Here is a 22,816-nt window from a genome sequence, read left to right as displayed (position 1 = left end):
TATTATCTACACCAAAGCTTTTTATTGAATAAAGGTATGATACTGATGGTAATCAGGATTTCTTTCGAGCGCCTCTTGGCAATCCTCACAAATGGTTTGTACATGTAAATCACCATTTTCCCTATAAGAAATCATATCGTTTCTTTCCTCATTTGTTAAGTGATGAAATCCAAGTGCTTCACTTTGGACAGCGGATTCATCTAGACTGCCAACCTTTACACCACAGTGCCGGCAGTAATAGTGCAAAGCCATACGTGATCCTCCCATGCTGAGATTTTATGATCAGTATGTGCTTTGCTTATCATTCTTATACCTTCTTGTTAAAATCATTCATCACTTCTAAAAATGGCTTTGTTAAAGCCGCTTCACAAGCTTCAACAGATGATTGAATAGCAGATGAGATATCAGGCTGTTCTTCCTCTGAGAAGCGTCCTAGTACGTAATCGACGACCTTCATGCCGTTTTGTGGACGGCCGATGCCGATACGGAATCGGTCAAACTCTGGTGAACCTAAATGCTGAATCAACGATTTGATTCCGTTATGTCCGCCTGCACTTCCTTTAGTACGCAAACGAATCCGGCCCGTTGGCAAATCAAGATCATCATAGATGACCTTCAAATGTTCAAGGGGAATATCATAGTAATCCATCAGCGGACGCACACATTCCCCTGATAAGTTCATATATGTAAGAGGCTTCACAAGTAGAACCTTTTGCCCCGAAACAAACCCAGTTCCATATTGTCCATGGAATTTTGATTGATTTAATGGGATGTCCCATTTTTTTGATAGTTCATCTATTGTCATAAACCCGACGTTATGTCTTGTTTTTTCATATTCTTTTCCTGGATTACCCAATCCAACGAACGCAATCATGAAACCAATAACCTCCTTTGTCGCACATGCACACGCCTAAAAAATGAGCCAATGTGATTGCCTCATGCAAAACGTATGAATTCTTTTCATTCTAGCACAAAAGACGTAACCGCGGGAGGGTTACGTCTCTAATTGACCAGTTATTCTTCGCTGTCATCTTTTTCTTTAATGGCCTCAGGCTCTTGCGTTTCCTCTTCACTATCTGGCTCAGGAACCTCTGATTGCTGAGGCGGTAAGATCGAAGCAACAACTTCTTCTGGATCATTATTAATTTGATACGTAGATTGAACAGTCAGATCACCAACTGTTAGTACGTCATTTACTTCTAAGTTTGTAATATCAGCTTCAATATTTTGCGGGATATCCTTTGGTTTCGCTGTAATGGATAGCTCAAATAGTGGCTGCTGAAGCACACCGCCATCCTTTACACCTTTGGATTCGCCAATGAGTTGTACAGGTACATCTGCGTCAATTTCTCGCTGTAAGTCGACCACTTGGAAATCAGCGTGGACAAGCTCATTTTTCAACGGATCTGTTTGCAGTTCTGTTACCATCACAGATTTTGTTTCACCGCCAACGTCTAATGTGATGATTGTGTTTTTTCCTTCATCACGTAATGTCTTTAATAAATCAATACTGTCTAATGAAACAGCCAGGTTGTCTGTATTTTTTCCGTATATGACACCAGGAACGTGTCCTGAATGACGGATTTTTTGCAGTGTGGAACGTTTGAAATCAGTTCTTTTATTTGCTTTTAAAGTTGCCATATTCAGCACCATCCTATTTCTTTTTTGTCACTACTTTCATAAATACCCATAACTGAATCATTTTAAACATGTTTGACTTTCATTTATCACAGCAAAAAGACCCCAAGCTGATGCCTAGGGCCTTTTTCAATCAGAAAATTAGCTGAAAAGGTAGCTCACAGATTCTTCTTCATGTACACGGATGATGGCTTCTGCAAGCAAAGGCCCAACTGAAAGCGGAATGAATTTTCCAACTTTCTTGTCATCTGTTAAGTGAATACTGTTTGTCACAACTAATTCTTTAATTTTAGAGTTTGTAATACGTTCTACTGCTGGTCCAGACAATACTGGGTGAGTACAACAAGCATAGACTTCAGCCGCTCCATTTTCCACAAGTGCATTTGCAGCAAGTGTAATCGTACCAGCTGTATCAATGATATCATCGATGAGAATCGCCGTTTTGCCTTCAATGTTCCCAATGATGTTCATCACTTCAGCCACGTTCGGCTTCGGACGACGTTTGTCGATAATTGCGATTGGCGCTTTCAGGCGGTCCGCCATTTTGCGCGCACGCGTAACACCACCGTGGTCAGGAGACACAACAACGATATCATTCAAGTTTTTCTGTTCAAAATAGTTTGTTAAGATTGGCACAGCCATTAAGTTATCGATTGGAATATCAAAGAAACCTTGGATTTGCGGCGCATGAAGGTCAAGTGCAATGACACGTGTAGCACCTGCTGTTTCAAGTAAGTTCGCAAAAAGCTTCGCCGTGATTGGCTCACGAGGTTTCGCCTTACGATCTTGACGTGCATATCCGTAATAAGGGATGACAATATTGACCGTTTTCGCAGAAGCGCGTTTTAGTGCATCTACCATAATGAGTAGCTCCATAATGTGCTCATTGACTGGCGCACTAGTAGATTGAATAACATAACAATCACAGCCACGGATACTTTCTTCAATATTGATTTGGACTTCACCGTCACTAAAACGTTTAACAGAGCTCTTTCCTACATCAACTCCGATACGATCGGCAATTTCTTTGGCAAGTTCAGGGTTTGAATTCAAAGAGAATATCTTTAAATTCGCATCAGCATAACGATTAGACATGGTAAACCTCCGGGTATTTGGATTATTTTTTATGAATATTTTTCACATAATCTTCTTTATTGACTTGTCTTGCTCTAGCAATAGACAATGCATCCTGCGGTACATCTTCTGTAACCGTTGAACCGGCTGCAACATATGCCCCTTTTCCGACAGTGACTGGTGCAACGAGATTTGAATTACAGCCAATAAATGCGCCATCTTCAATCTTCGTTAAGAATTTGTTCTTCCCATCATAATTAACTGTAATAGATCCACAACCAAGGTTTACATCCGCTCCGACCTCTGCATCTCCAATATAGCTGAGATGAGACGCTTTGCTTCGGTCACCGAAAACTGTTTTCTTGATTTCGACAAAATTCCCGATCTTCACTTCATCGCCAATTTTCGACAATGGGCGAATATGAGCAAACGGTCCAATTGTCACATCTACCCCAACTTCACTATCGCAGACAACAGACTGCTTAATGACTGTCCGATCTCCAATTACGCTATCAACAATTTCAGTGTTCGGACCGATTGTGGCATCTGCACCAATCTTTACATTCCCTTTGATGACCGTCCCAGGATAAATCATTGTATCTTCACCGATGACTGCATCGGGCGAGATATACGTGTTCTCAGGATCAATCAAGGTTACACCATTCTTCATATGCTGATGATTAATACGTCGCTTCATGAATTGCTCTGCTTGTGATAGAGCGATACGATCATTGACTCCAAGTGTTTCTTCAAAATGTGGTGTTTGATACGCTGCAACCGTCTGTCCTTCATTCTTTAGAATTTCAATGACATCCGGCAAATAGTATTCACCTTGTGCATTTTCATTTGACACTTGCTCAATCACACGGAAGAGATCTTCATTTGAAAAGCAATAGGTTCCAGTATTAATTTCATTTACTTGACGTTCAGCATCATTTGCATCTTTATGCTCGACGATTTTTACTACAGCACCTGTTTCATCACGAATAATACGTCCATAACCTGTTGGATCATCCGCGTGTGCTGTCAAAATCGTCACTTTCGCTTGTTGTTTTTGATGCTCGCTTAACATGGCTTCCATTGTTTCCGCTGTCAATAATGGTGTATCTCCACAAATGACAATGGTTGTTCCCTTTTCCTGCGCGAGGAACGATTTGGCTTGTTTGACGGCATGTGCTGTTCCCAGCTGTTCTTCTTGAAGTGCATATTCACTTCTGTCCCCAAGCTGCTTCTTGACGTCCTCTGCTCCATGACCGACAATCGTCACAAGCTTGGCTAAAGATAGCTTTAACGCTTGATCTGCCACATGCTCGACCATTGGCTTTCCGCAAACTGGATGAAGTACTTTGTATAACTTTGACTTCATTCTTGTTCCTTTTCCCGCTGCTAAAATCACTGCGAACCGCTTATCCATTGATTGGCCTCCAATATCCCTATTATCCATAGAAAAATATATCCTAAATAAGGACTGATTTCAAGGATACAAGAGGAAGTGCATTAATTTTCTAATGAACGGGAGACATAAGGAACAAGAGAAAAAACGCAAAAAAGACAGCATTTAAAAGAAAACATTCATTTTCTCTTAAAGCTGTCTTTTTAGGTTCACATATCTTTAAGAAGCTCCAGCTTCTTCATATTCAATTGTCTCTTCCTCTTCGCCTAAGCGATGATACTCATTTAAAACAGCATCTTGGATTTTACCCCGAGTGCTTGAATTAATTGGATGTGCAATGTCGCGAAACTCTCCATCAGGCGTACGTTTGCTAGGCATTGCAACAAACAAGCCATTGTTTCCATCAATCACACGAATATCATGAACAACAAATTCGTGGTCCAGCGTGATGGATGCAATCGCCCTCATGCGACCATCGGTATTCACGCGGCGTAATCTTACGTCAGTAACTTCCACAGTAGTTCACCACCTTTTCCCAATATAAAAGCATTAATTAGGTATTCAACGATTGTGGTGATTCTCCTGCTCTTTTTTTAAACTTTTTTTGAAATATCGGGATATTTATACATTTTTTGTCATTTTAATGACGACGCTTACATCGGTTGCGTGAAAAAAGACATCATGACGATGCCTTTTCATACATATAATGAAACCAAACGGTCTCCAAAGAGATGGCCTGTTTATTTCACTAATGCCACAACTTCAATTTCTACAAGTGCATCTTTTGGAAGTCTGGCTACTTCTACACATGAACGAGCTGGCTTATGTGTATGGAAGTATTCACCATACACTTCATTCACTTCAGCGAATTGTTCCATATCTTTAATGAAAACCGTTGCTTTCACGACTGTTTCAAAGGAAGCACCCGCTGCTTCAAGGACGGCTTTAAGATTATGAAACACTTGATGTGTTTGTTCTTTAATATCTCCATTCACAAAATCTCCAGCTGGCGTTAACGGAATCTGCCCTGAGCTGTAAAACATGTTATTGACGATAATCCCTTGAGAGTAAGGTCCAATGGCTGCTGGCGCGTTTTTGGTTTGAACAACTTTTGTCATATCAATCTCTCCCATTCAAATACATGTTTGATCAAAGCTTAAGCTTTCGAATGAAAAAACTCGTGGAAATTGCCTTCATTAATCTCAATGATTTTCTGCTTCATATCAATGGTTGAAAGCTTTAAAAGTGATACATATTCATCGACAAGACGTTCATCTACGCCTTCATCTTCTAATAAAACACCGATCCCTGCAACATTTGCATTAAATTCCTCTAGAAGATTCATCATGCCATTAATGGTTCCGCCTGCTTTCATAAAGTCATCAATAATCAACACATTGGATCCTTTATCTAAGCTCCGCTTTGCAAGTGACATGGTTTGAATTCGGTTAGAAGAACCTGATGCATAATTAATACTCACAGTTGATCCTTCAGTTACCTTATTATCTTTTCTAACGATCACAACAGGCACATTTAAATAACCTGCAACAGAATAGGCAATCGGAATACCTTTCGTCGCAACAGTCATGACAACATCAATCGGTCGATCCGAAAAAATGGTCGCAAAAAGCTTACCGATTTTCGCAAGAATCGATGGATTGCCTAAAACATCAGTTAAATATAAATAACCGCCAGGAAGCACACGTTCAGGAGTTGATAATGCCTCTCCGATATCGTTGACGACTTCGTCTGCTTCTTTTAGATGAATCTTTGGAATATATTTCACTCCGCCAGCAGCGCCAGGTACAGTAAGTAAAGTCCCTATTCCCTGCTGTTCGAAGGTCTGTTTGATAATCGTTAAGTCTTCACTAATAGAGGACTTCGCAGATTGATATCGCTCTGCAAAAAAAGTTAAAGGTACTAGTACGTGCGGGTGGGTTAACAAATAATTTGTTAAGTCCACCAATCTGCCGCTTCGACGAAACTTCATGAACTTACCCCCAGAACCCGAATAATTTATGAATAATATAACTTAATATACGGATTTAATCAAGGGTATTTTGTTCGCCGATCATGCGGACAGCGTAAACCTGATCACAAAATCCTCTCAGTCCGTTATATATTCTTTGTACCTTCGATTCATATTGAATCAAGCCAAATACAGTTGGCCCGCTGCCGCTCATTAATACAGCATCTGCTCCGAAACGCTTCATCTGTCTCTTAATCATATCGACTTCCGGATACATCTTTAATGTCACAGATTCCAACACGTTACCGAGTGAGCCGCACATCTCTTTATAATCTTTCGCTTCAATTGCTTCAATCATACGCTGTACATTTGGGTGTTCTACTTTGCTTGCGTCATATTGTCTGTAGACCTCAGCTGTAGATACCCCAATCACCGGCTTCGCTAAAATCACCCAGCAATGCGGCGGTGTCGCAATATGCTTTAGTTTCTCTCCACGTCCTGTCGCTAGCGCTGTCCCTCCGTGTACACAAAAAGAGACATCTGAGCCGATCTCCGCTCCAAGCTCAGCTAGTTCATCTAACGTGAGATTTAACTTCCACAAACGGTTTAAGCCGCGAAGCGTTGCTGCGGCATCACTGCTGCCTCCAGCTAAACCTGCTGCGACGGGAATTGCTTTTGTGATGACAATCGATACGCCTTTTTGAATACCGAATCTTGTTTTTAATAATTTAGCTGCCTGATAAGCCAAATTCCGTTGATCATCTGGCACAAAACGATTATGAGATGATACACGGATTTCGTCTTTGTCCAGCTCCGTCAGCTCTAGTCGATCTGCAAGATCTATTGTTGTCATCACCATCTCCACTTCGTGATATCCATCCGGTCTTTTTCCATGAACATCAAGTGAGAGATTAATTTTTGCCGGTGCTTTTTCTAAAATACGCAAACATTTCACCTACTTCTCCATCTAAACATAAGTATCAATATTGTATCACATTTGATGGATCTGATGAATATTGGCTTTTGCCCCCAGCACACTCACTTTTTCAAGCAAAAAAGACCAGAGACACCCGAGGTATCCCTGATCATTTCTTTATCGTTGATTCTCTTCTTGAGCCATGTGCTGTTGAGCTAATTCAATGGCACGTTTGACCATATTTCCTGCGTCACGCGCACGAATCTCTCCCCAGCCTCCATTTTTGACGGTATCATAAAATCCAAGATCCTTCGCCAGCTCGTATTTGAACTCATCTGACATAATGCCTCGGCGTCTACCCAAACGAAACAGCCCCTTTGGTCGAGAATTCGAATCATCGCCACTCATTTGTGGCTTTCTTATTTTGCATCGATTCCTGCCTTTTACCCCTTTCAAATAATGGACAGCCTCCCATACAGAAAAAAGGCAAAACAAAAAGCAGTAAACAAAAAGTTCACTGCCCATTAATAGGCGACTGAGCTAGCGGTATCATCGAACGTTAATTCGACCGTCTCAGTCAGTATATCTGCATAACTGTAAGAAACTCTTTCAAACGAATTCTCATCTTGATCTAATTGAATCACAAAAACAGAAGGGTACGTTTCAGCTAAAATGCCCGAACGCTCAATTGTTTTTCGGCGGCCTCCGTTAGCCTTTAACGTCAAACGTTTACCTAAGTTACCATCAAGCGATCTTTTGATGTCGGACAAAGTCTTCGCCATTGCATCCACCTCACTGAGATAATTATACAACAACGGCCCATTTTTGTCAAATAAAAATTAAATTATATCAACCAACACGAGCCATTGTCAACAAAATAATTTTGACAAACTTCTACCTTTTCTCCTCCCTATTTTTCTCAAATTCCGGTGAATTATGTATTCATATGAAATTTCTTTTTGAGCATAAAAAAAACCAGACTGAAATCAGTCGGGTTATGTCGATTCATGGTCTCTTTTATATGGCATACCTACCCTTAAAACACCCCTTGTTTCAATCCCTCCGAGACCTTTTTCTCTCGTCAGTGTATTTCGGAGCACATCCCACACGTTGATTCGATCTACAAATGGAGTGAAGCTGATCTTGGCAACAATATAGACGGGGTCAAGTGCATGAATGTTGACACGTGAGGGTGAGCTTGCAAAATTAGCACCTGCTTGAATTAATGATTCAAAATGAGATTGGCAGGCACCTGCAAAGATCACGAGCTGATCTAAATGCGGAACCTTCCTTCTTGCCTTTTGAACCGTTTCAACGAAATGACGAGAATGACGATATGCACCGATATCGTGTACACCGCCCTTTTGTTTAGAATACGCATCATGTCCTGTGATGACCAAAATATCAGGCCGGTATTGATCAATTAATGAATCAATCATGCTTGGCATTTTCTTCTCGTGGCAATGCACACCATACACAGGTACACCAATTCTTTCATATACATCTAAGCATTTCTTTAAGTATGAAGCATCTCCATCTAAATGCAGAACCTTTCCGGGCATATGAAAATACTGCTCCTGATGCTGATATTGTCCAGACGTATAATACTCTTGTTTTTCACGAAGCAGCTGATAATCTTGCCTGAGTAAGTCGAGCGATTCGTTAATTTTCCGTTCATCGTCTTTCTCTCTTGTCAGTTGCTCCTCTTTTTGAATCAAGACCAAATCTGACATCTTCGCATCGGCGATCAGCCTCACTTCATTCCCATGCAAAATGGCGGTGGCTTCGTGCTGGTCTGTCTCATCAATTCGAATGATACGAAACATAATATCCATCTGATAGGATGCCCTCGTCACCATATCTCCTATTTGAAATTGCATGCTTTTCACTCCACAATCAGGCTCTTATCCTGTTGGTATCGTCTTACGCTACACTTGTTCTTCTTTCAGGTGTGTTGTTCTTTCTAGCCTATGCCTGAACAGGTGAAGTGGTGAAAACCAAAAGAAAAAAGCCCTTATGAAAGGGCTTTGTGTAAAACATTGGACAAACGGGCAAATTCATCGATTGATAATGATTCACCACGGCGTTTCCCATCAACCTCAGCTGTTACAAGGGCTTCTTCAATGATGGCTTTATGTTTCTTGCCATCTGGCAGATTGTTCATCAAGTTATTCATCAATGTCTTCCGGCGCTGGCCAAAACTCGCACGAATCAGTTGAAAGAAAAACGTATCATTGTCTACTGAGACCGCAGGCGTTTCACGAACAGTTAGTTTGATTACCGCTGAATCCACATTTGGTTGTGGGACGAAAACCGTTTTCGGCACAACCATGACCGTCTTCGCTTCTGTATAAAATTGCACTGCAATCGACAAAGAGTTGTATTCTTTTGATGAAGGAACAGCAGCCATGCGATCTGCTACTTCTTTTTGAAGCATGACAACGATTCCTTTCAATGGAAGGTTTTCTTCAAGCAATTTCATAATAATTGGTGTCGTCACATAATAAGGAAGGTTTGCTACGACCATTACTTCTTTACAGTCAGCAAATTGTTCTTCAATCACCTTTCTTACATCTGCCTTCAATACGTCTTGATGAATAATGGTGACATTATCATATGGAGAAAGCGTATCGTTTAAAATCGGCAATAGGCGCTGGTCGATTTCAAAAGCCGTGACTTTCTTTGCCCGTTTGGCGAGCTGTTCAGTCAACGCACCGATACCAGGGCCAATTTCAATCACACCTGTCTCATCCGTAATCTCTGCATGATCGACAATGCGATCTAAAATATTCGTATCAATTAAAAAGTTTTGACCTAAGCTCTTTTTAAAAGAGAAACCGTACTTCTTCAGTATTTCCTTCGTTCTGATGGGCGTCGCAATATCTTTATTCATCGGCTTCCTCCTGCATGACGGTCTTTAAGGCCGCAATAAAATCCTCTTTCGTTATTTGGAACATGTGAAGACGCTTTTGCAGCTGCTTCGCATTTGTATATCCTATATTTAAAAGCACACCTAATCGTTCACGGCGGCGTTTTGATGCTTCGCCTCCGATAAGGCCTGCGTCAAATAAATCGTCTAACGTAATCTCGCTTTCTGATTCTTCCATTTCCTCATGGACATGTGCAAGGCATTCTCGAATACTGTCCAAGGAAGCATGCTCAACACCAATTCCTTTGTCCCGCTTCGCTTTCGCAAGGTGTTTTGGTAAAAAGGCGTGCTTACAGCCAGGGACAGCCTCTGCGATGGTTTTACGGATCTTTTCCCCAGGGAAATCAGGATCAGTTAAAATGATAACCCCCCTCGTCTCCTGAGCAAGACGCACTTGTTGAATGACTGTATCGCCAATGGCAGATCCATTCGTTTCAATCGTATCTGCATCAACTGCCATCTTTACTCTAGCAGTGTCGTCACGACCCTCCACCACAATGATTTCTTTGATTTTCATGTATTCCTCCGCTTGCAAAAACAATCTACATTTTTTTGTCAAAAAATGAAACCTTCCATGCTGCTTTTGCGTCTAATTAATTAGAAAACAGTGCTTCTATTATAACCAAAAAAACAGAGGGTGCGCAAAGCCCTCTGTTCATATAAATGATTTGATGTGTTTATTTGAGCACTCTAATTTTCACTCGTTTATTTCCCCATTGATAAGCTGCCGACTTACTTGGGACGAACACATCAATTTTATTCCCTTTTATAGCAGATCCAGTGTCTGATGCAACGGCATACCCATAGCCTTCCACATACACTTTAGAGCCCAGCGGAATGACACTCGGATCTACTGCTATGACCTTTGCACCCGGATTTGCTTTTAAATTAAAGCCTGTAGACGTTCTACCCGTACATCCAGCACAGCCCGCTGTATAGGCTGTGGACGTCACATAGAACTCTTTTCCTGACGATTCATTACTTCTTGAAACCGCAGGGGACGCTTTAGGTTCTTTCTTGGACACTTGTGTACCAACGGCCACTAAACGATCCTTACTGTCTTTTGCAGTAACCTCTTTAATTAATTCTTTAGACACCACTTTGCCGTTTTCTTTCACAATGGCATAGTGCTTCTTCAATTTACCTTCTTCACCTTTTTCAAGCACCTTCTCTTTTCCTTTTTCAAGAGATCGATCCTTTTTATGTTTGGTATCAAAAGCAATTTTCTCTTCCACTACATCGGTGACTTTTTCCACCCGAGTGATCTTCACATCTGCGCTTTTTTTAGAAAGGTGACTATGTAACGCAGGTTTGATCTTATCGTGCTTCTTGAGCTTCAGCTCTTGTTGCTTTAAAAAGTCAGCGACCGTAGTCGAAGTGGTCCACACTTTCTTATCCTTTCCTCCATCGTTTAAGCTGACCTGAAAGGCCTGCTGAACCACAAGATCCATATTCTTTTTAATCTTGTCATTCTTTCCTGGAGTTACTTGATCGTGCTTCCCAATATCTATCTTCTCATTCTTCAATAATGCTCCAACCGTCTGATCTGTTGTCCATATCGTTTTCTCTTTCCCATCTAGGGTGAGATGAACCGGTATAGCCGCATCATACACAATGTTCATGTTGTCTTGAATCTTTGTATTTAGACTTGGAGAGATATGATCCTCCGCCCTGGTCCTTATTCCAAGGTCTGAAAGCAGCTGTGCTACTGTCTCTTCATGTGTACGAATTGTCTTCTCTTTGCCATTGATTGAAATGGTAATAGACTGCTTAGTGAGCTCATGCGCACCGTAAGCCGTCCCAGTTCCAGCTAAAAGCAAGCAAGCGACTAGAAATAAAACCTTGCCTTTTCCTAGCTTGACAGAAAACAGATTTTTCATTTTTTGTACGATGAAAAACGCCTCCTTCTCCTCGGAGAGATTATATAGAGTATCTCAAAACCTGTCAACCCTTCCACCCACTGTACAAAATTGCTCGATTGTAAACCTATTATGGGAGATTTTTGGAAGGAAGGGAAGAAAGACTTATCGACAACTTATCCTATGAGGAGGCGCAAAGGTGTAGAACTTTTTCGTTATGTTTCACAATTGGACAAGCTTAAACAAGGATTGACATCATATACTGTCAGTTTATACGGAAAACTTTTTTCGCATTTTCTGTTGTCAATGCAGCAAGCTCTTCAAAGCTCATTTCTCGCAATTCAGCAATTTGTTCTGCGATATATTTCACATAGCTCGGCTCATTCCGTTTCCCTCTAAATGGCGCTGGAGTTAAATATGGACAGTCTGTTTCAATCAACAGACGATCACTTGGAATATCCTTTACAACTTCCTTTGGTTTTTTTGCATTTTTAAATGTCACAGGTCCACCAAATGAGATATAAAAGTTCATTTCCATACACGCTTTTGCAATTTCGAGGCTGCCAGTAAAGCAGTGCATAATTCCTCCAACTTCTGCCGCTCCTTCTTCTTTTAAGATCGTCACTACATCTTCCGTAGCGTCACGGTTATGAATGATAATTGGCAGATTCACTTCTTTCGCAAGAGCAATTTGACGTCTAAAGACTTCTTTTTGCACATCTTTTGGCGACTTGTCCCAATAGTAATCTAGACCCATTTCTCCAATGGCAACAACCTTTTCATGCTGAGATAATTCTTTGATCCAAGCCAAATCTTCATCTGTCATATCAATGGCATCAACAGGATGCCAGCCGATGGCTGCATAAATAAAATCATATGCTTCAATTAGCTCCATCGCTCTCGTAATGGTTGGACGATCAAACCCGACCACCACAATCTTCTCTACCTTTTCACTTTTGGCTCTTTCAATCACCTGCTCTAAGTCTTCATTATATTGTTCAGCATTTAAGTGGGCATGTGTATCAAATAACATGGTTGATTGCTCCTTTCGACAATTCTTCTGAAAAACAAAAGGTGTTCGACGAAATGTTACACGTGGAACACCTTTGTTGAATTATAAAATTTTTGTTCCATTTGCTAGAGATTGATCTACTTCAAGAACCTGCAATTTACCACCAGTTTCTCCAGTTAAAATCATTCCCTGGGAAATTTCCCCTCTTAGTTTAACTGGTGTGAGATTCGCTACGCAGACGAGCTTCTTCCCTACCAATTCTTCTGGTTGATAATGCTTGGCAATCCCTGAGACAATTTGTCTCTTTTCAAATCCAAAATCAAGCTGAAGCTTTAAGAGACGATCAGCTTTTTTCACTGGTGCTGCTTCCAATACTTGTGCTACACGAAGGTCAACTTTCGAAAAATCATCGAAGGCGATTTCGGCACCCAGCTCAGGTAATTCAGTTTCTTCTATTTCAACTGTCTCTTCTTCTACCTTAGGCGCACTTCCCTGCATCTTCTCTTTAATGTATGCCACTTCTTCTTCAACTTCTAAACGAGGGAACAATGGCTCACCTTTTTGTACCGTCGCTTTTTGAATCGCACCGAAAGAAAGAATGCTTTCCCAGCTTTTGAGTTTCTCTTCTTCAATTCCAAGCTGGAAGAAGATTTTCTCAGGTGTTTTTGTTAAGAATGGTGTTAACAATACAGCTGTGATTCGAAGTGATTCTGCTAAATGGTACATCACAGAATGCAGTTCTTTTCGTTTTGTTTCATCCTTCGCTAATACCCAAGGAGCTGTTTGATCAATATATTTATTCGTTCTGCTGATTAATGTCCAAACATTTGAAAGAGCCACTGAGAATTCGAGGTTTTCCATCGCTTCTTCATAGGCTTTCACCGTTTGTTCAGCTACAGCTTTTAGTTCCTCATCAAACTCATTGACTGGTCCCTTATAGCTGCTTAATGTACCGTCGAAGTATTTTTGCACCATCGCCACTGTACGATTAAGCAAGTTTCCTAAATCATTGGCAAGGTCATAGTTTACACGTTCCACGAATCCTTCTGGTGTAAACACACCGTCTGCACCAAATGGTACTTCGCGTAGCAGGTAATAACGAAGAGCATCAAGACCATAGCGATCAATTAATGTAACAGGATCTACTACGTTCCCTTTTGATTTAGACATTTTGCCATCTTTCATGAGTAGCCAGCCATGTGCAAAAATTTGTTTTGGCAACGGCAGATCAAGTGCCATCAGCATAATTGGCCAGTAAATTGTATGGAATCGTACAATTTCTTTCCCGACTAGGTGTACGTTGGCAGGCCAATATTTTTTATATTTTTCATCTTGATCGGTTCCGTAGCCAATCGCTGTTAAGTAGTTGAATAACGCATCAATCCATACATAGATGACGTGCTTCGGATTATTAGGTACTTTAATGCCCCAATCAAAGGTTGTTCTTGATACAGCTAAATCCTCTAACCCCGGTTTAATGAAGTTATTAATCATTTCATTCTTTCTTGATTCAGGCTGAATGAACGACGGGTTCTTTTCGTAATAGTCTAGTAAGCGATCAGCATACTTACTCATACGGAAGAAATATGATTCCTCTTTAATCAATTCAACAGGGTGTCCACTGTCTGGGCTTTTCCCTCCAATGACTTCCCCTTTCTCATTTCGCTCAACATCAACAAGCTGTGTTTCCGTATAGAATGTTTCATCAGGAATACTGTACCAGCCCTCATATTGATCTAAATAAATATCTCCTTGATCAAGCAGCTTTTGAAAGACTTGTTCAATGATTTTCGTATGTCTTTTTTCCGTTGTACGAATGAAATCATCGTTGGAAATGTCGAGTTTCTTCCATAATGATTTAATGTCAGCAACGACCGGATCTAAATACTCAATCGGTGTAATATTTTGTTCTTCAGCTTTTTGCTGAATTTTTTGTCCGTGCTCATCAGTACCCGTTAAATACATCACATCATAGCCTTGCAGACGTTTATAACGAGCCATGGCATCCCCTGCCACTGTCGTATAAGCATGTCCAATATGTAATTTTCCGCTCGGATAGTAAATTGGTGTAGTCAGATAAAACGTTTTTTTCTTTTCCGGCATGTCGGAACCTCCTGCTTGTGTGTAAATGTCAAAAACTCCCGCCCAATGGACGAGAGCGGTCATCATACTTCATTAAAATGTGTCAGATCATTTCATTATGTTTTGCACTTGTGCTTTCTCTATGATACCATCTTAGCCTTTAAGATCAAGCATATATACATAGAACAGAATGAAATGAATGAAAAAGATGAGTTTTTCGAAAAAAACGACAAACCGCTCGACATTTTGTCGAATATTGTCGTATAAAATCTATTTCCAGATTTACAATTGGCTAAATTAGGGCAAAAGTCTTGTTAATCTGTTATCGTCATTTTTCATATTTTTATAGATAAATTCTGAAAAATCCTTATACACCGGTAGTTTCAAGGTCCTTTGACTTTAAGAGTCATATTTTACAAACAATAGTAAACAAAATGATTGACGATTTATGGAAACCTTGTTATGCTAGGAATGTAAGGAATTTGTCGAATAATGACGAAGATAATATTATATTAAGAATAAGAACTTTTTGGGAGGAGAATGAAGATGAAATCTACAGGTATTGTACGTAAAGTTGACGAATTAGGACGCGTGGTGATTCCAATCGAGCTTCGCCGTACGTTAGGAATCGCAGAAAAAGACGCTTTGGAAATTTATGTTGACGATGAAAAAATTATCCTAAAAAAATATAAACCAAACATGACTTGCCAAGTAACAGGTGAAGTATCAGACGATAACCTTAAACTTGCTAATGGTAAATTAGTTCTTAGCCGTGAAGGTGCAGAGCAAATCATTAACGAAATCCAAAACCAACTTCAATCACAAAAATAAGTTTTATATAAAAAGGTTCTTGCACCGTTTGCAAGAACCTTTCTTTATTGTTCAATATGATACGCATCATAGATCGTCCGCTTTGGCACACCACGTTCGACCGCAGTACGTTTAATAGCCTCTTTTGACGTTAACCCTTCCTCTATGTAATGGATCACGTGCTCTTTTTCAGATAAAGAATTCCACCAAGCTTCTTCATTCAGTTCTTCTTCATCCTGATCATTTCCTTGTACGACGAGACAGAACTCACCACGGATTTGTTGTTCTGTCACCCAAGTCAGCGCGTATTCTAAATCTCCACGAATAAACTCTTCAAATTTCTTTGTCAGTTCTCTCGTAATGGCAATATTCCGGTTCCCCCACACTTCTTTCATCACAGTCAGCGTTTCTTTTAACCGATGGGGCGCTTCATAGAAAATAATTGTTTCTTGGCGTTTCTTCAATGCTTCCAGCTGTTTTTTCTTTTCCTTTTTTTGACGATCAAGAAAACCGTAAAAGAAAAATGGCTGTGGTGCGATTCCTGACGCAATGAGCGCCGTAAGTGCTGCGTTTGCACCAGGTAACGGAATGACATAGCCTCCGATGTTCGTAAAGTCTCGAACCACTTCGGCTCCTGGATCAGAGATCGTCGGTAAACCGGCATCGCTCACGAGTGCAATATTCTTTCCTTCTTTTAACCATTCGATTAACTTGTGACCACTGCTATCTTTGTTATGTTCATGATAACTCGTTAATGGGGTATCAATTTCATAGACATGACAAAGCTTTTTCGTTTGTCTCGTATCTTCTGCGGCAATATAGTCTACATCCTTTAACGTTTGTATCGCTCGAAACGTCATATCTTCTAAGTTTCCAATCGGGGTTGGTACGAGATAAAGAATACCCATTTCTGATTGACCATCAAAGCTTTTCTGTGTCTTTTTCATGTGCCGCCTCCTTTTTGATTCGCTTTTCTTCTATATACATGTCCTTTTTTCGACGTGTCCACGTTTTGAAACGATATTCCTGTTGCATGGCTTCTCTTTTGGTTGAAAAACATTCGTGATAATAAAGTTCCACCGGTCGTCTGGCTCTCGTATACTTTGCACCCTTCCCACTATTATGGGCAGTCAGCCTTTTTTGTAAATCATTTGTATACCCAGCGTACAAACTACCATCTGCACATTTCAATACATAGAAATAATGACTATGCTTCTCCATACAGTATCGTCCTGATTTCTTTTGTATACTCTTGGTCTTCTCCATAAACAAAAAGCGGCGGGAGAATTTTCAAATCCGGCTTTCCATCTTTCATGCCTTCCACTAAAATGGTATTCGCTTCTTTTCCTTGTTTCGGATATACAAATTGAATTCGTTTTGGCTCAATTCGGTATTTCTTCATCATTTCAACAATCTCAAGCAGCCGTCCAGGACGGTGAACCATTGCCAGTTTGCCTCCTTGCTTTAGCAAAGTGGAAGAAACACGAATGACATCTTCTAATGTACAATGAATCTCATGACGTGCGATCGCCAAATACTCATTTTCATTGATTTCATCCTTAGAAGGAGTCTTAAAATATGGCGGATTACAAGTAATCACGTCTACTTTGTGGTTTCCGTACCGTTTAGGCATATCATTTAAATCACCATGGATCAACTCAATCTGCTGCTCCAGTTGATTATGCGCCACACTTCTCTTTGCCATATCATATAGGCGTTCTTGAATTTCAACCCCTGTAATAGAGGCTTTAGATCTCGTCGAAAGCAGCAATGGAACGATGCCATTTCCCGTACAAAGATCAATAATCTCCCCTTTTTGAATCGGCACATACGCAAATTTTGCTAATAACACTGCATCCAATGAAAAGGCGAACACCGTTTTACTTTGAATAATTTTCATATCTTCTGCAAGCAAGTAGTCTAAACGTTCATCTTCTCTTAACGAAACCATGATGTATCCTTTCTTTTCCTGTGAAAAAGGCTCCCGATTCAGCGGAAGCCTTTTCTCATTTTTTATTTAAAAATGACAGACAGAACAAACAGTCTCCCTCTTTCCGAATGCTCCCATAATGTACATTACAAATATGGAAGCCCTCCTGATATAAACGAGCGAGGTTATCATGACCTTCTCCTATATCAGAATGACTTGGCTTCTGGGCAGAATCATGCTCTGCCTCAGACGATTTATCTCGATCGGATTGATCCAGACGTTCACGCAAGTGCTGATTCTCCATCTGCAGCTGATGATTTTCTTCAATCACTTCACCGATATGATTTTTCAAATCACCTAGCTGGCGATAAAGAGAACCGATTTGTTCTTCTAAATTAATCACCGTATCAAATAGTTCCTTTTTATCCAAGGTGGCACACCTCGTTACTCAGTTGTTTGTGCAGATACAACGCCTTCTTGTAATAATTCTTCCCAAGTATATTCTATCACTTTTTCTTGCCCGGTTAATTCAACTTGCAAAATTCGTTCTAAAATATTAAGCCCTACTACCTTTGCAGAGCCATTAGACGTCTGAATCGTTTCACCGATGTCCGGTAATTGTTCTTTTGCTGTTTCGTACTCATCATTCTCATATTTCAAGCAGCACATTAAACGGCCGCAAAGCCCTGAAATTTTGGTAGGGTTTAACGAGAGGTTTTGATCTTTTGCCATTTTAATGGACACAGGTTCAAAATCTCCTAAGAAAGTTGAACAGCAAAGCATACGTCCACACGGACCAATGCCGCCTAGCATTTTTGCCTCGTCTCTTACACCGATTTGACGAAGTTCAATTCTCGTCTTAAAAATAGATGCAAGATCCTTGACCAGCTCACGGAAATCTACTCTGCCATCCGCTGTAAAATAGAAGATGACCTTGTTGCGGTCGAATGTAAATTCGACATCAACCAGCTTCATTTCTAGGCCGTGTTCACTTACTTTCTGAAGACATGTGTCAAAGGCTGCCATCGCTGCTTCTTTGTTCTCCTCAACGATGAGCCGGTCTCGTTCGTCTGCGACGCGAATCACCTTACGCAAAGGGAGAACCACATCGTGTTCATCTACTTTTTTATTGGCGATGACCACTTGCCCGTACTCAACACCTCTGACTGTTTCTACAATGACACAACTATCATTTTCTATATGAAATCCATTAGGATCGAAATAATAGATTTTGCCCGCTTTTTTAAAGCGAACACCAATTACGTTGTACAAGCTTATCCCTCCTGCAACATCAACACCAATTGCTCCATTAGCCCTTGGGCATTCACGTTGGATTGAAGTCTCTTTTTCGCTTCTAATACAGCAAGGATCTGATTCGTCACCATCTGCTGTGTGGAATGCAGCGCGTGCTGCTTCATTGTCTGGAATAAGTCTTGATAAATGACTTTATCTTCATTTCCTATTTGAATCGACAATACATCACGATATATAAATAAAAGCATATCAAGACCAGTTTCTTGAAGGTCTTTCTCTTTGAAAAAAGGCATCCATTGATCTTGTATATAAAAAAATGCATGTTCTTTTCGCTGGTGTAAGACTTCATACAATTTTATCACTTTCGCTCTAGACTCTGCAAACTGATCATTTCGACTTAATTCGAGTGCTTCTGCTAAATTATTGGTTAAATTCGACAAAAGCCTTGCAAGATCCTGAGACACGCCTTCTTGTAAAAGCTGCTGCTCCAAAGATTGCGGCTGCAGCGGCTTAAAGCTAAGCATCTGACATCTTGAAATAATCGTATCCAGCATTTTATGCGATTGTTCAGTGATTAAAACTGCCATCGTTTCCCGGTTGGGCTCCTCTAGGAACTTTAATAAACTGTTCGCAGCATTGACCGTCATTTTGTCCGCATGGAGAATGATATACATTTTCCGATGCGATTCTACGCCTGCTTTTGTAAATTCCTCCTGCAAAGCCTGCACTTGCGCCTTCTTAATTGATTGACCGTCAGGCTGCACTAGATGTAAATCTGGATGGTTGCCAGACTGAATTCTTTTGCAGTTTTGACAGGACTCACATGGTTTCACTCCTGCTTCCAAACAAAAAAAGCTCTTCGCTAAAAGCATCGCAGCATCTAGCTTTCCGGTCCCTTTTTTTCCTTCAAATAAGTAAGCATGAGCCAGTCGGTCTTTATCAATACTATTAAAAATCAGCCGCATGACGCGCGGCTGTAAATCATTCATGTCATCCCAGCTAATTGCCATGTTATCACTCTCTATGTGTAAAGGTTAATCAATAAACCTTTTATTTCTCCAATACGTTCAAGCAAATCAATCGAGGGTTTCTCCTGATTCATCATATCCTCTGTTAACTCAATCAGCTTTTCATCTAATGCTTTGACTAAAGCGAGTGTTCGCGTGTTGCCATAAATGTCAAAGCTCCTTGATGTCTCTATATTTAATCCATTATCGACTGTTTCTTTTACAAAGCGTTTCACAAGTCCTTTAAACCTAGCCAAATCTTTAAGGTTTCGTGACTTTGTCAGTTTCTTGCCGAAGACTTCGATATCGCTCAGCATGACTGTCAGCTGCTCTAAACGCATTTTACCACTTTGTGTCTCCATCGATGATTTAAACGATGCTGAAGTTTGGCTTCCTTTCATCGCTTGAAGTTCACGCTTTTCTAAAAGCAGCCGCATATCTTGATTAATTTTCACAGCAACCCATCCTTAAAATTGATGAAATTGTTCAACTGGCAGAATAAAGACGGTAGCTCCACCAACTTCAACCTCAACAGGGTATGGTACATATGAATCTGCATTTCCACCCATTGGTGATACAGGCGCGATCATTTGATCACGTTTACGGCAATTTTCCTTGATTAGCTGTAACGCTTTATCCACTCGGACATCATCGCAACCAATGATAAAAGTCGTATTCCCAGACTTTAGAAATCCACCAGTCGAAGCTAATTTTGTCACGCCGAATTGATGTTCGGTCAATATTTTCAATAACTTGCTGCTATCTTGATCCTGTACAACGGCAACAATTAATTTCATTTGAATGGCCTCCTTCATTTTAGGCACAGGTGACATGCCGATGTCTTCCTCTATATTATAACAACGATTGGGAATGAGGTCATATTTGATTTTTCTTTAATGTGTCCTGAATCAGTTGAAACACTTCATTAAAGACATCCTGAACAGGCTGAGACGCATCTACTACACGGAATCGTTCTGGTGATTGCGCAATCAGAAGCTCATATCCTTCTCTGACCATTTGATGAAAATTCAGTGTTTCCATGTCTAATCGATTTTTTTCTCTTCCTTGATTGGCATCAATTCGCTTTAGACCTTCCTCTGGTGTAATGGAAAAGTAAATGGTCATTTGTGGCATCGTGCCATCAATGGCGAAATCATTAATGGATTTGACTTCTTCAATCCCAAGCCCTCTCGCATAGCCCTGATAAGCAAGGGAGCTGTCGACAAAACGATCACATAAAACAGTTTCCCCCCGCTTCAATGCCGGTTCTACTTTTTCAGCCAAATGCTGCCTTCTAGCTGCTGCATAAAGCAGTGCCTCTGTTTTTGCGTCCATTTTTGTATTTTTTTCATTTAAAATCACTTCACGAATTTGCTCTGCAATGTCAATGCCTCCGGGCTCACGTGTCGCCATCACTGCATAGCCTTGACGTTCCATTTCTTCGTACACTTTTCGAATCACTGTCGTTTTTCCAGCACCCTCAGGCCCTTCAAACGTAATAAACATACCGCTCATAGTGTCTCCTCTTCTATATAAACATATAATTTTCTCTGGTGAATCACCTGACTTGCTTGCACATGAACTTGATGCCCAAGCAAACGGCTTAACGTCGCAATTTGATCTGATTCAATCGGTTGTCCTTTAATCATCAAAGGAATGCCAGGCGGATAGGGAATGACCGATTCTGCACTAATCCGGCCAGCTGCTTTTTCGAATGGAACAGCTTCTACATCTCGCTTCTGCTGATCGTGCTCTAAGAAGAGCGTTCCCGTTTGAGGCTCTTTTTTTACAAGCAATGAATCACTTTGCTGAAGAGCCTGCTCTATAGCTGTAAAAGGAATGTCCTTTGTATGTCTTAGACCAAAAACGAGTAACACTTGATGTTCATCCGCAAGTTCTGGGTGAACATCCACCGACTCAAGCACCTTTTTGAGTTCATAGCCTGTCAGCCCTTTTGTTGAACGAATGACACATTTTAATGGATCCATAGGTAAAGAGTCAGACTCAACCACTTCGAGATTGGAGATCATATTGAACTGTGCTTTCAGCTTTGCCAAGTCTCTCATTATTTCATCCATTAACCCTTTTCCCTTCAACTCCTCCACATAAGCTCTCGCCAAATCTAACGAAGCCATAATTGGATAAGAAGGTGAACTGCTTTGAAGCATCGTTAATAACGTCTTTATCCGCTTCATATCCATTCGGTCTCCTTGAAGATGGAGATAAGACCCCATCGTCATTGCCGGAAGGGTTTTATGTGCTGATTGTACCACCACGTCTGCTCCATAGGAAAGGGCAGATGGAGGAAAGGCACCGCCTAATACAAAATGAGCACCATGTGCCTCATCAACTAATACAATGATGCCAGCTTCATGACACATTTGAATGAGCCCTGATAAATCAGCTGCATGTCCGTAGTAGTTCGGATATGTCAAAACGATTGCCCGGCAGTTGGGATGTGTCGCCATAGCTTGTTTGACTGTTTCCTCCGTCACATGAGTTGGGACGTGCAAGTGCGGATCACTCTCAGTTTCTAACATAATAGGCGTCGCTCCCGCAAGCTCAATCGCATGGAACACAGACTTATGACAATTTCGCTGAACGAAAATGCCCTCCCCAGCCTGACACGCAGACATCACCATCGCCAGATTGCCAACGGTTGTGCCATTCACAAGGAAAAAACTTTGTTTAGCTCCATATAGCTTTGCCAATAAATCCTCTGCCTCTTGAATCACCCCAGTCGGATGGTGAAGATCATCTAGACCTTCAAGTTCTGTCACATCCAGCTGAAGAATGGATGCATAATAGGACCGTGCCTCATCAAAAAAGACATCTCCATTGTGATGTCCCGGAACGTGAAAAGAGTAGGGCTTCTTTTCCGCATGTTGTGATAATGCTGTATATAAAGGTGTTTTCAAACAAATCGACCCTTTTCACTTAAAC

The 22,816-nt window shown here is 40.8% G+C and carries 28 protein-coding genes; 1 reads left to right on the top strand and 27 read right to left on the bottom strand.

The window, feature by feature from the left end:
* Positions 1 to 21: 21 nt before the first annotated feature.
* The 17 genes from NST01_RS00340 to metG all read right to left on the bottom strand — a co-directional run bounded on the left by NST01_RS00340 (position 22) and on the right by metG (position 14,893).
* Positions 22 to 252, bottom strand: a complete 231-nt coding sequence (locus tag NST01_RS00340) for an anti-sigma-F factor Fin family protein (protein WP_003217967.1) — start codon at positions 250 to 252, stop codon at positions 22 to 24.
* Positions 253 to 307: 55 nt separating this feature from the next.
* The gene (gene pth, locus NST01_RS00335; protein WP_024719358.1) at positions 308 to 874 is read right to left on the bottom strand and encodes an aminoacyl-tRNA hydrolase; all 567 of its coding nucleotides are present in this window, start codon (positions 872 to 874) and stop codon (positions 308 to 310) included.
* A 140-nt stretch (positions 875 to 1,014) separates the two neighbouring features.
* On the bottom strand, positions 1,015 to 1,641 hold the full coding sequence (locus NST01_RS00330; protein ID WP_017359319.1) for a 50S ribosomal protein L25/general stress protein Ctc: 627 nt from the start codon (positions 1,639 to 1,641) through the stop codon (positions 1,015 to 1,017).
* A gap of 138 nt (positions 1,642 to 1,779) precedes the next feature.
* Positions 1,780 to 2,733: a ribose-phosphate diphosphokinase gene (locus tag NST01_RS00325; protein ID WP_003217907.1), complete on the bottom strand. Its 954-nt coding sequence runs from the start codon at positions 2,731 to 2,733 to the stop codon at positions 1,780 to 1,782.
* Positions 2,734 to 2,755: 22 nt separating this feature from the next.
* Positions 2,756 to 4,126 carry a bifunctional UDP-N-acetylglucosamine diphosphorylase/glucosamine-1-phosphate N-acetyltransferase GlmU gene (gene glmU / locus NST01_RS00320; protein WP_045035090.1) on the bottom strand — a complete coding sequence of 457 codons (1,371 nt, stop codon included), beginning with the start codon at positions 4,124 to 4,126 and terminating at the stop codon, positions 2,756 to 2,758.
* 198 nt (positions 4,127 to 4,324) lie between these two features.
* Complete coding sequence (gene spoVG, locus NST01_RS00315; protein WP_008357439.1) at positions 4,325 to 4,621, bottom strand: septation regulator SpoVG; 297 nt, start codon at positions 4,619 to 4,621, stop codon at positions 4,325 to 4,327.
* A gap of 224 nt (positions 4,622 to 4,845) precedes the next feature.
* On the bottom strand, positions 4,846 to 5,223 hold the full coding sequence (gene ridA, locus NST01_RS00310) for a 2-iminobutanoate/2-iminopropanoate deaminase (protein WP_008341860.1): 378 nt from the start codon (positions 5,221 to 5,223) through the stop codon (positions 4,846 to 4,848).
* A 38-nt stretch (positions 5,224 to 5,261) separates the two neighbouring features.
* Positions 5,262 to 6,095, bottom strand: a complete 834-nt coding sequence (purR, locus tag NST01_RS00305; RefSeq protein ID WP_007496210.1) for a pur operon repressor — start codon at positions 6,093 to 6,095, stop codon at positions 5,262 to 5,264.
* Positions 6,096 to 6,150: 55 nt separating this feature from the next.
* On the bottom strand, positions 6,151 to 7,020 hold the full coding sequence (ispE, locus tag NST01_RS00300) for a 4-(cytidine 5'-diphospho)-2-C-methyl-D-erythritol kinase (RefSeq protein ID WP_017366435.1): 870 nt from the start codon (positions 7,018 to 7,020) through the stop codon (positions 6,151 to 6,153).
* 147 nt (positions 7,021 to 7,167) lie between these two features.
* Positions 7,168 to 7,353, bottom strand: coding sequence for a small, acid-soluble spore protein, alpha/beta type (locus tag NST01_RS00295; RefSeq protein WP_017366434.1), 186 nt, complete (start codon positions 7,351 to 7,353; stop codon positions 7,168 to 7,170).
* A 161-nt stretch (positions 7,354 to 7,514) separates the two neighbouring features.
* A complete protein-coding gene (veg, locus tag NST01_RS00290) occupies positions 7,515 to 7,772 on the bottom strand; it encodes a biofilm formation stimulator Veg (protein WP_003217979.1) in 258 nt (85 codons plus the stop codon).
* 213 nt (positions 7,773 to 7,985) lie between these two features.
* Positions 7,986 to 8,870, bottom strand: coding sequence for a sporulation peptidase YabG (yabG, locus tag NST01_RS00285; RefSeq protein ID WP_007496216.1), 885 nt, complete (start codon positions 8,868 to 8,870; stop codon positions 7,986 to 7,988).
* Between the two features lie 134 nt (positions 8,871 to 9,004).
* Positions 9,005 to 9,883, bottom strand: a complete 879-nt coding sequence (gene rsmA / locus NST01_RS00280) for a 16S rRNA (adenine(1518)-N(6)/adenine(1519)-N(6))-dimethyltransferase RsmA (protein ID WP_008341873.1) — start codon at positions 9,881 to 9,883, stop codon at positions 9,005 to 9,007.
* Positions 9,876 to 10,436 carry a ribonuclease M5 gene (gene rnmV, locus NST01_RS00275; RefSeq protein WP_008341876.1) on the bottom strand — a complete coding sequence of 187 codons (561 nt, stop codon included), beginning with the start codon at positions 10,434 to 10,436 and terminating at the stop codon, positions 9,876 to 9,878. The genes rsmA and rnmV overlap by 8 nt, the downstream gene beginning before the upstream one ends.
* Before the next feature lie 160 nt (positions 10,437 to 10,596).
* Entirely contained in the window at positions 10,597 to 11,799 is a 1,203-nt protein-coding gene (locus NST01_RS00270; protein WP_007496219.1) for a G5 and 3D domain-containing protein, read from the bottom strand.
* 244 nt (positions 11,800 to 12,043) lie between these two features.
* Positions 12,044 to 12,811, bottom strand: a complete 768-nt coding sequence (locus tag NST01_RS00265) for a TatD family hydrolase (RefSeq protein WP_007496220.1) — start codon at positions 12,809 to 12,811, stop codon at positions 12,044 to 12,046.
* 81 nt (positions 12,812 to 12,892) lie between these two features.
* Entirely contained in the window at positions 12,893 to 14,893 is a 2,001-nt protein-coding gene (gene metG / locus NST01_RS00260; protein WP_008341884.1) for a methionine--tRNA ligase, read from the bottom strand.
* 519 nt (positions 14,894 to 15,412) lie between these two features.
* Here metG and NST01_RS00255 point away from each other — a divergent pair.
* Positions 15,413 to 15,703, top strand: a complete 291-nt coding sequence (locus NST01_RS00255) for an AbrB/MazE/SpoVT family DNA-binding domain-containing protein (protein WP_087975202.1) — start codon at positions 15,413 to 15,415, stop codon at positions 15,701 to 15,703.
* A gap of 44 nt (positions 15,704 to 15,747) precedes the next feature.
* Here NST01_RS00255 and rsmI read toward each other — a convergent pair whose 3' ends face one another.
* The 10 genes from rsmI to NST01_RS00205 all read right to left on the bottom strand — a co-directional run bounded on the left by rsmI (position 15,748) and on the right by NST01_RS00205 (position 22,791).
* A complete protein-coding gene (gene rsmI / locus NST01_RS00250; protein WP_008341890.1) occupies positions 15,748 to 16,629 on the bottom strand; it encodes a 16S rRNA (cytidine(1402)-2'-O)-methyltransferase in 882 nt (293 codons plus the stop codon).
* Positions 16,604 to 16,903, bottom strand: a complete 300-nt coding sequence (locus NST01_RS00245) for a GIY-YIG nuclease family protein (RefSeq protein ID WP_017359327.1) — start codon at positions 16,901 to 16,903, stop codon at positions 16,604 to 16,606. Before NST01_RS00245 ends, rsmI begins: the two co-directional genes overlap by 26 nt.
* Positions 16,890 to 17,633, bottom strand: coding sequence for a tRNA1(Val) (adenine(37)-N6)-methyltransferase (locus tag NST01_RS00240; protein ID WP_046527641.1), 744 nt, complete (start codon positions 17,631 to 17,633; stop codon positions 16,890 to 16,892). Before NST01_RS00240 ends, NST01_RS00245 begins: the two co-directional genes overlap by 14 nt.
* A gap of 55 nt (positions 17,634 to 17,688) precedes the next feature.
* Positions 17,689 to 18,042: a DNA replication initiation control protein YabA gene (yabA, locus tag NST01_RS00235; RefSeq protein WP_007496228.1), complete on the bottom strand. Its 354-nt coding sequence runs from the start codon at positions 18,040 to 18,042 to the stop codon at positions 17,689 to 17,691.
* Between the two features lie 14 nt (positions 18,043 to 18,056).
* The gene (locus NST01_RS00230) at positions 18,057 to 18,884 is read right to left on the bottom strand and encodes a PSP1 domain-containing protein (protein WP_007496230.1); all 828 of its coding nucleotides are present in this window, start codon (positions 18,882 to 18,884) and stop codon (positions 18,057 to 18,059) included.
* A 2-nt stretch (positions 18,885 to 18,886) separates the two neighbouring features.
* A complete protein-coding gene (holB, locus tag NST01_RS00225; protein WP_017359329.1) occupies positions 18,887 to 19,876 on the bottom strand; it encodes a DNA polymerase III subunit delta' in 990 nt (329 codons plus the stop codon).
* Between the two features lie 11 nt (positions 19,877 to 19,887).
* On the bottom strand, positions 19,888 to 20,328 hold the full coding sequence (locus tag NST01_RS00220) for a YaaR family protein (RefSeq protein ID WP_008341898.1): 441 nt from the start codon (positions 20,326 to 20,328) through the stop codon (positions 19,888 to 19,890).
* A 12-nt stretch (positions 20,329 to 20,340) separates the two neighbouring features.
* Complete coding sequence (locus NST01_RS00215; protein ID WP_012008640.1) at positions 20,341 to 20,670, bottom strand: cyclic-di-AMP receptor; 330 nt, start codon at positions 20,668 to 20,670, stop codon at positions 20,341 to 20,343.
* A 79-nt stretch (positions 20,671 to 20,749) separates the two neighbouring features.
* Positions 20,750 to 21,388, bottom strand: a complete 639-nt coding sequence (gene tmk, locus NST01_RS00210; RefSeq protein WP_007496237.1) for a dTMP kinase — start codon at positions 21,386 to 21,388, stop codon at positions 20,750 to 20,752.
* On the bottom strand, positions 21,385 to 22,791 hold the full coding sequence (locus NST01_RS00205) for an aminotransferase class I/II-fold pyridoxal phosphate-dependent enzyme (protein ID WP_052320412.1): 1,407 nt from the start codon (positions 22,789 to 22,791) through the stop codon (positions 21,385 to 21,387). Before NST01_RS00205 ends, tmk begins: the two co-directional genes overlap by 4 nt.
* Positions 22,792 to 22,816: the final 25 nt, after the last annotated feature.

The sequence above is a fragment of the Bacillus sp. FSL R7-0166 genome (assembly GCF_038008935.1).
Taxonomy (GTDB): Bacteria; Bacillota; Bacilli; order Bacillales; family Bacillaceae; genus Bacillus; species Bacillus altitudinis.
The sequence above is the reverse complement of the archived record's forward strand: the minus strand, read 5'-3'. Positions and strand labels throughout refer to the sequence as shown.

Bases quoted from the DNA above. Each gene is read 5' to 3' on its own strand.
- rsmA (WP_008341873.1), bottom strand. From the start codon at position 9,883: ATGAATAAAGATATTGCGACGCCCATCAGAACGAAGGAAATACTGAAG.
- NST01_RS00240 (WP_046527641.1), bottom strand. From the start codon at position 17,633: ATGGTTTCGTTAAGAGAAGATGAACGTTTAGACTACTTGCTTGCAGAA.
- NST01_RS00325 (WP_003217907.1), bottom strand. From the start codon at position 2,733: ATGTCTAATCGTTATGCTGATGCGAATTTAAAGATATTCTCTTTGAAT.
- NST01_RS00265 (WP_007496220.1), bottom strand. From the start codon at position 12,811: ATGTTATTTGATACACATGCCCACTTAAATGCTGAACAATATAATGAA.
- NST01_RS00330 (WP_017359319.1), bottom strand. From the start codon at position 1,641: ATGGCAACTTTAAAAGCAAATAAAAGAACTGATTTCAAACGTTCCACA.
- NST01_RS00215 (WP_012008640.1), bottom strand. From the start codon at position 20,670: ATGAAATTAATTGTTGCCGTTGTACAGGATCAAGATAGCAGCAAGTTA.
- tmk (WP_007496237.1), bottom strand. From the start codon at position 21,388: ATGAGCGGTATGTTTATTACGTTTGAAGGGCCTGAGGGTGCTGGAAAA.
- metG (WP_008341884.1), bottom strand. From the start codon at position 14,893: ATGCCGGAAAAGAAAAAAACGTTTTATCTGACTACACCAATTTACTAT.
- rnmV (WP_008341876.1), bottom strand. From the start codon at position 10,436: ATGAAAATCAAAGAAATCATTGTGGTGGAGGGTCGTGACGACACTGCT.
- NST01_RS00245 (WP_017359327.1), bottom strand. From the start codon at position 16,903: ATGGAGAAGCATAGTCATTATTTCTATGTATTGAAATGTGCAGATGGT.
- yabG (WP_007496216.1), bottom strand. From the start codon at position 8,870: ATGCAATTTCAAATAGGAGATATGGTGACGAGGGCATCCTATCAGATG.
- rsmI (WP_008341890.1), bottom strand. From the start codon at position 16,629: ATGAAAAAGACACAGAAAAGCTTTGATGGTCAATCAGAAATGGGTATT.
- purR (WP_007496210.1), bottom strand. From the start codon at position 6,095: ATGAAGTTTCGTCGAAGCGGCAGATTGGTGGACTTAACAAATTATTTG.
- NST01_RS00340 (WP_003217967.1), bottom strand. From the start codon at position 252: ATGGCTTTGCACTATTACTGCCGGCACTGTGGTGTAAAGGTTGGCAGT.
- NST01_RS00270 (WP_007496219.1), bottom strand. From the start codon at position 11,799: ATGAAAAATCTGTTTTCTGTCAAGCTAGGAAAAGGCAAGGTTTTATTT.
- holB (WP_017359329.1), bottom strand. From the start codon at position 19,876: ATGGCAATTAGCTGGGATGACATGAATGATTTACAGCCGCGCGTCATG.
- glmU (WP_045035090.1), bottom strand. From the start codon at position 4,126: ATGGATAAGCGGTTCGCAGTGATTTTAGCAGCGGGAAAAGGAACAAGA.
- veg (WP_003217979.1), bottom strand. From the start codon at position 7,772: ATGGCGAAGACTTTGTCCGACATCAAAAGATCGCTTGATGGTAACTTA.
- NST01_RS00255 (WP_087975202.1), top strand. From the start codon at position 15,413: ATGAAGATGAAATCTACAGGTATTGTACGTAAAGTTGACGAATTAGGA.
- pth (WP_024719358.1), bottom strand. From the start codon at position 874: ATGATTGCGTTCGTTGGATTGGGTAATCCAGGAAAAGAATATGAAAAA.
- ridA (WP_008341860.1), bottom strand. From the start codon at position 5,223: ATGACAAAAGTTGTTCAAACCAAAAACGCGCCAGCAGCCATTGGACCT.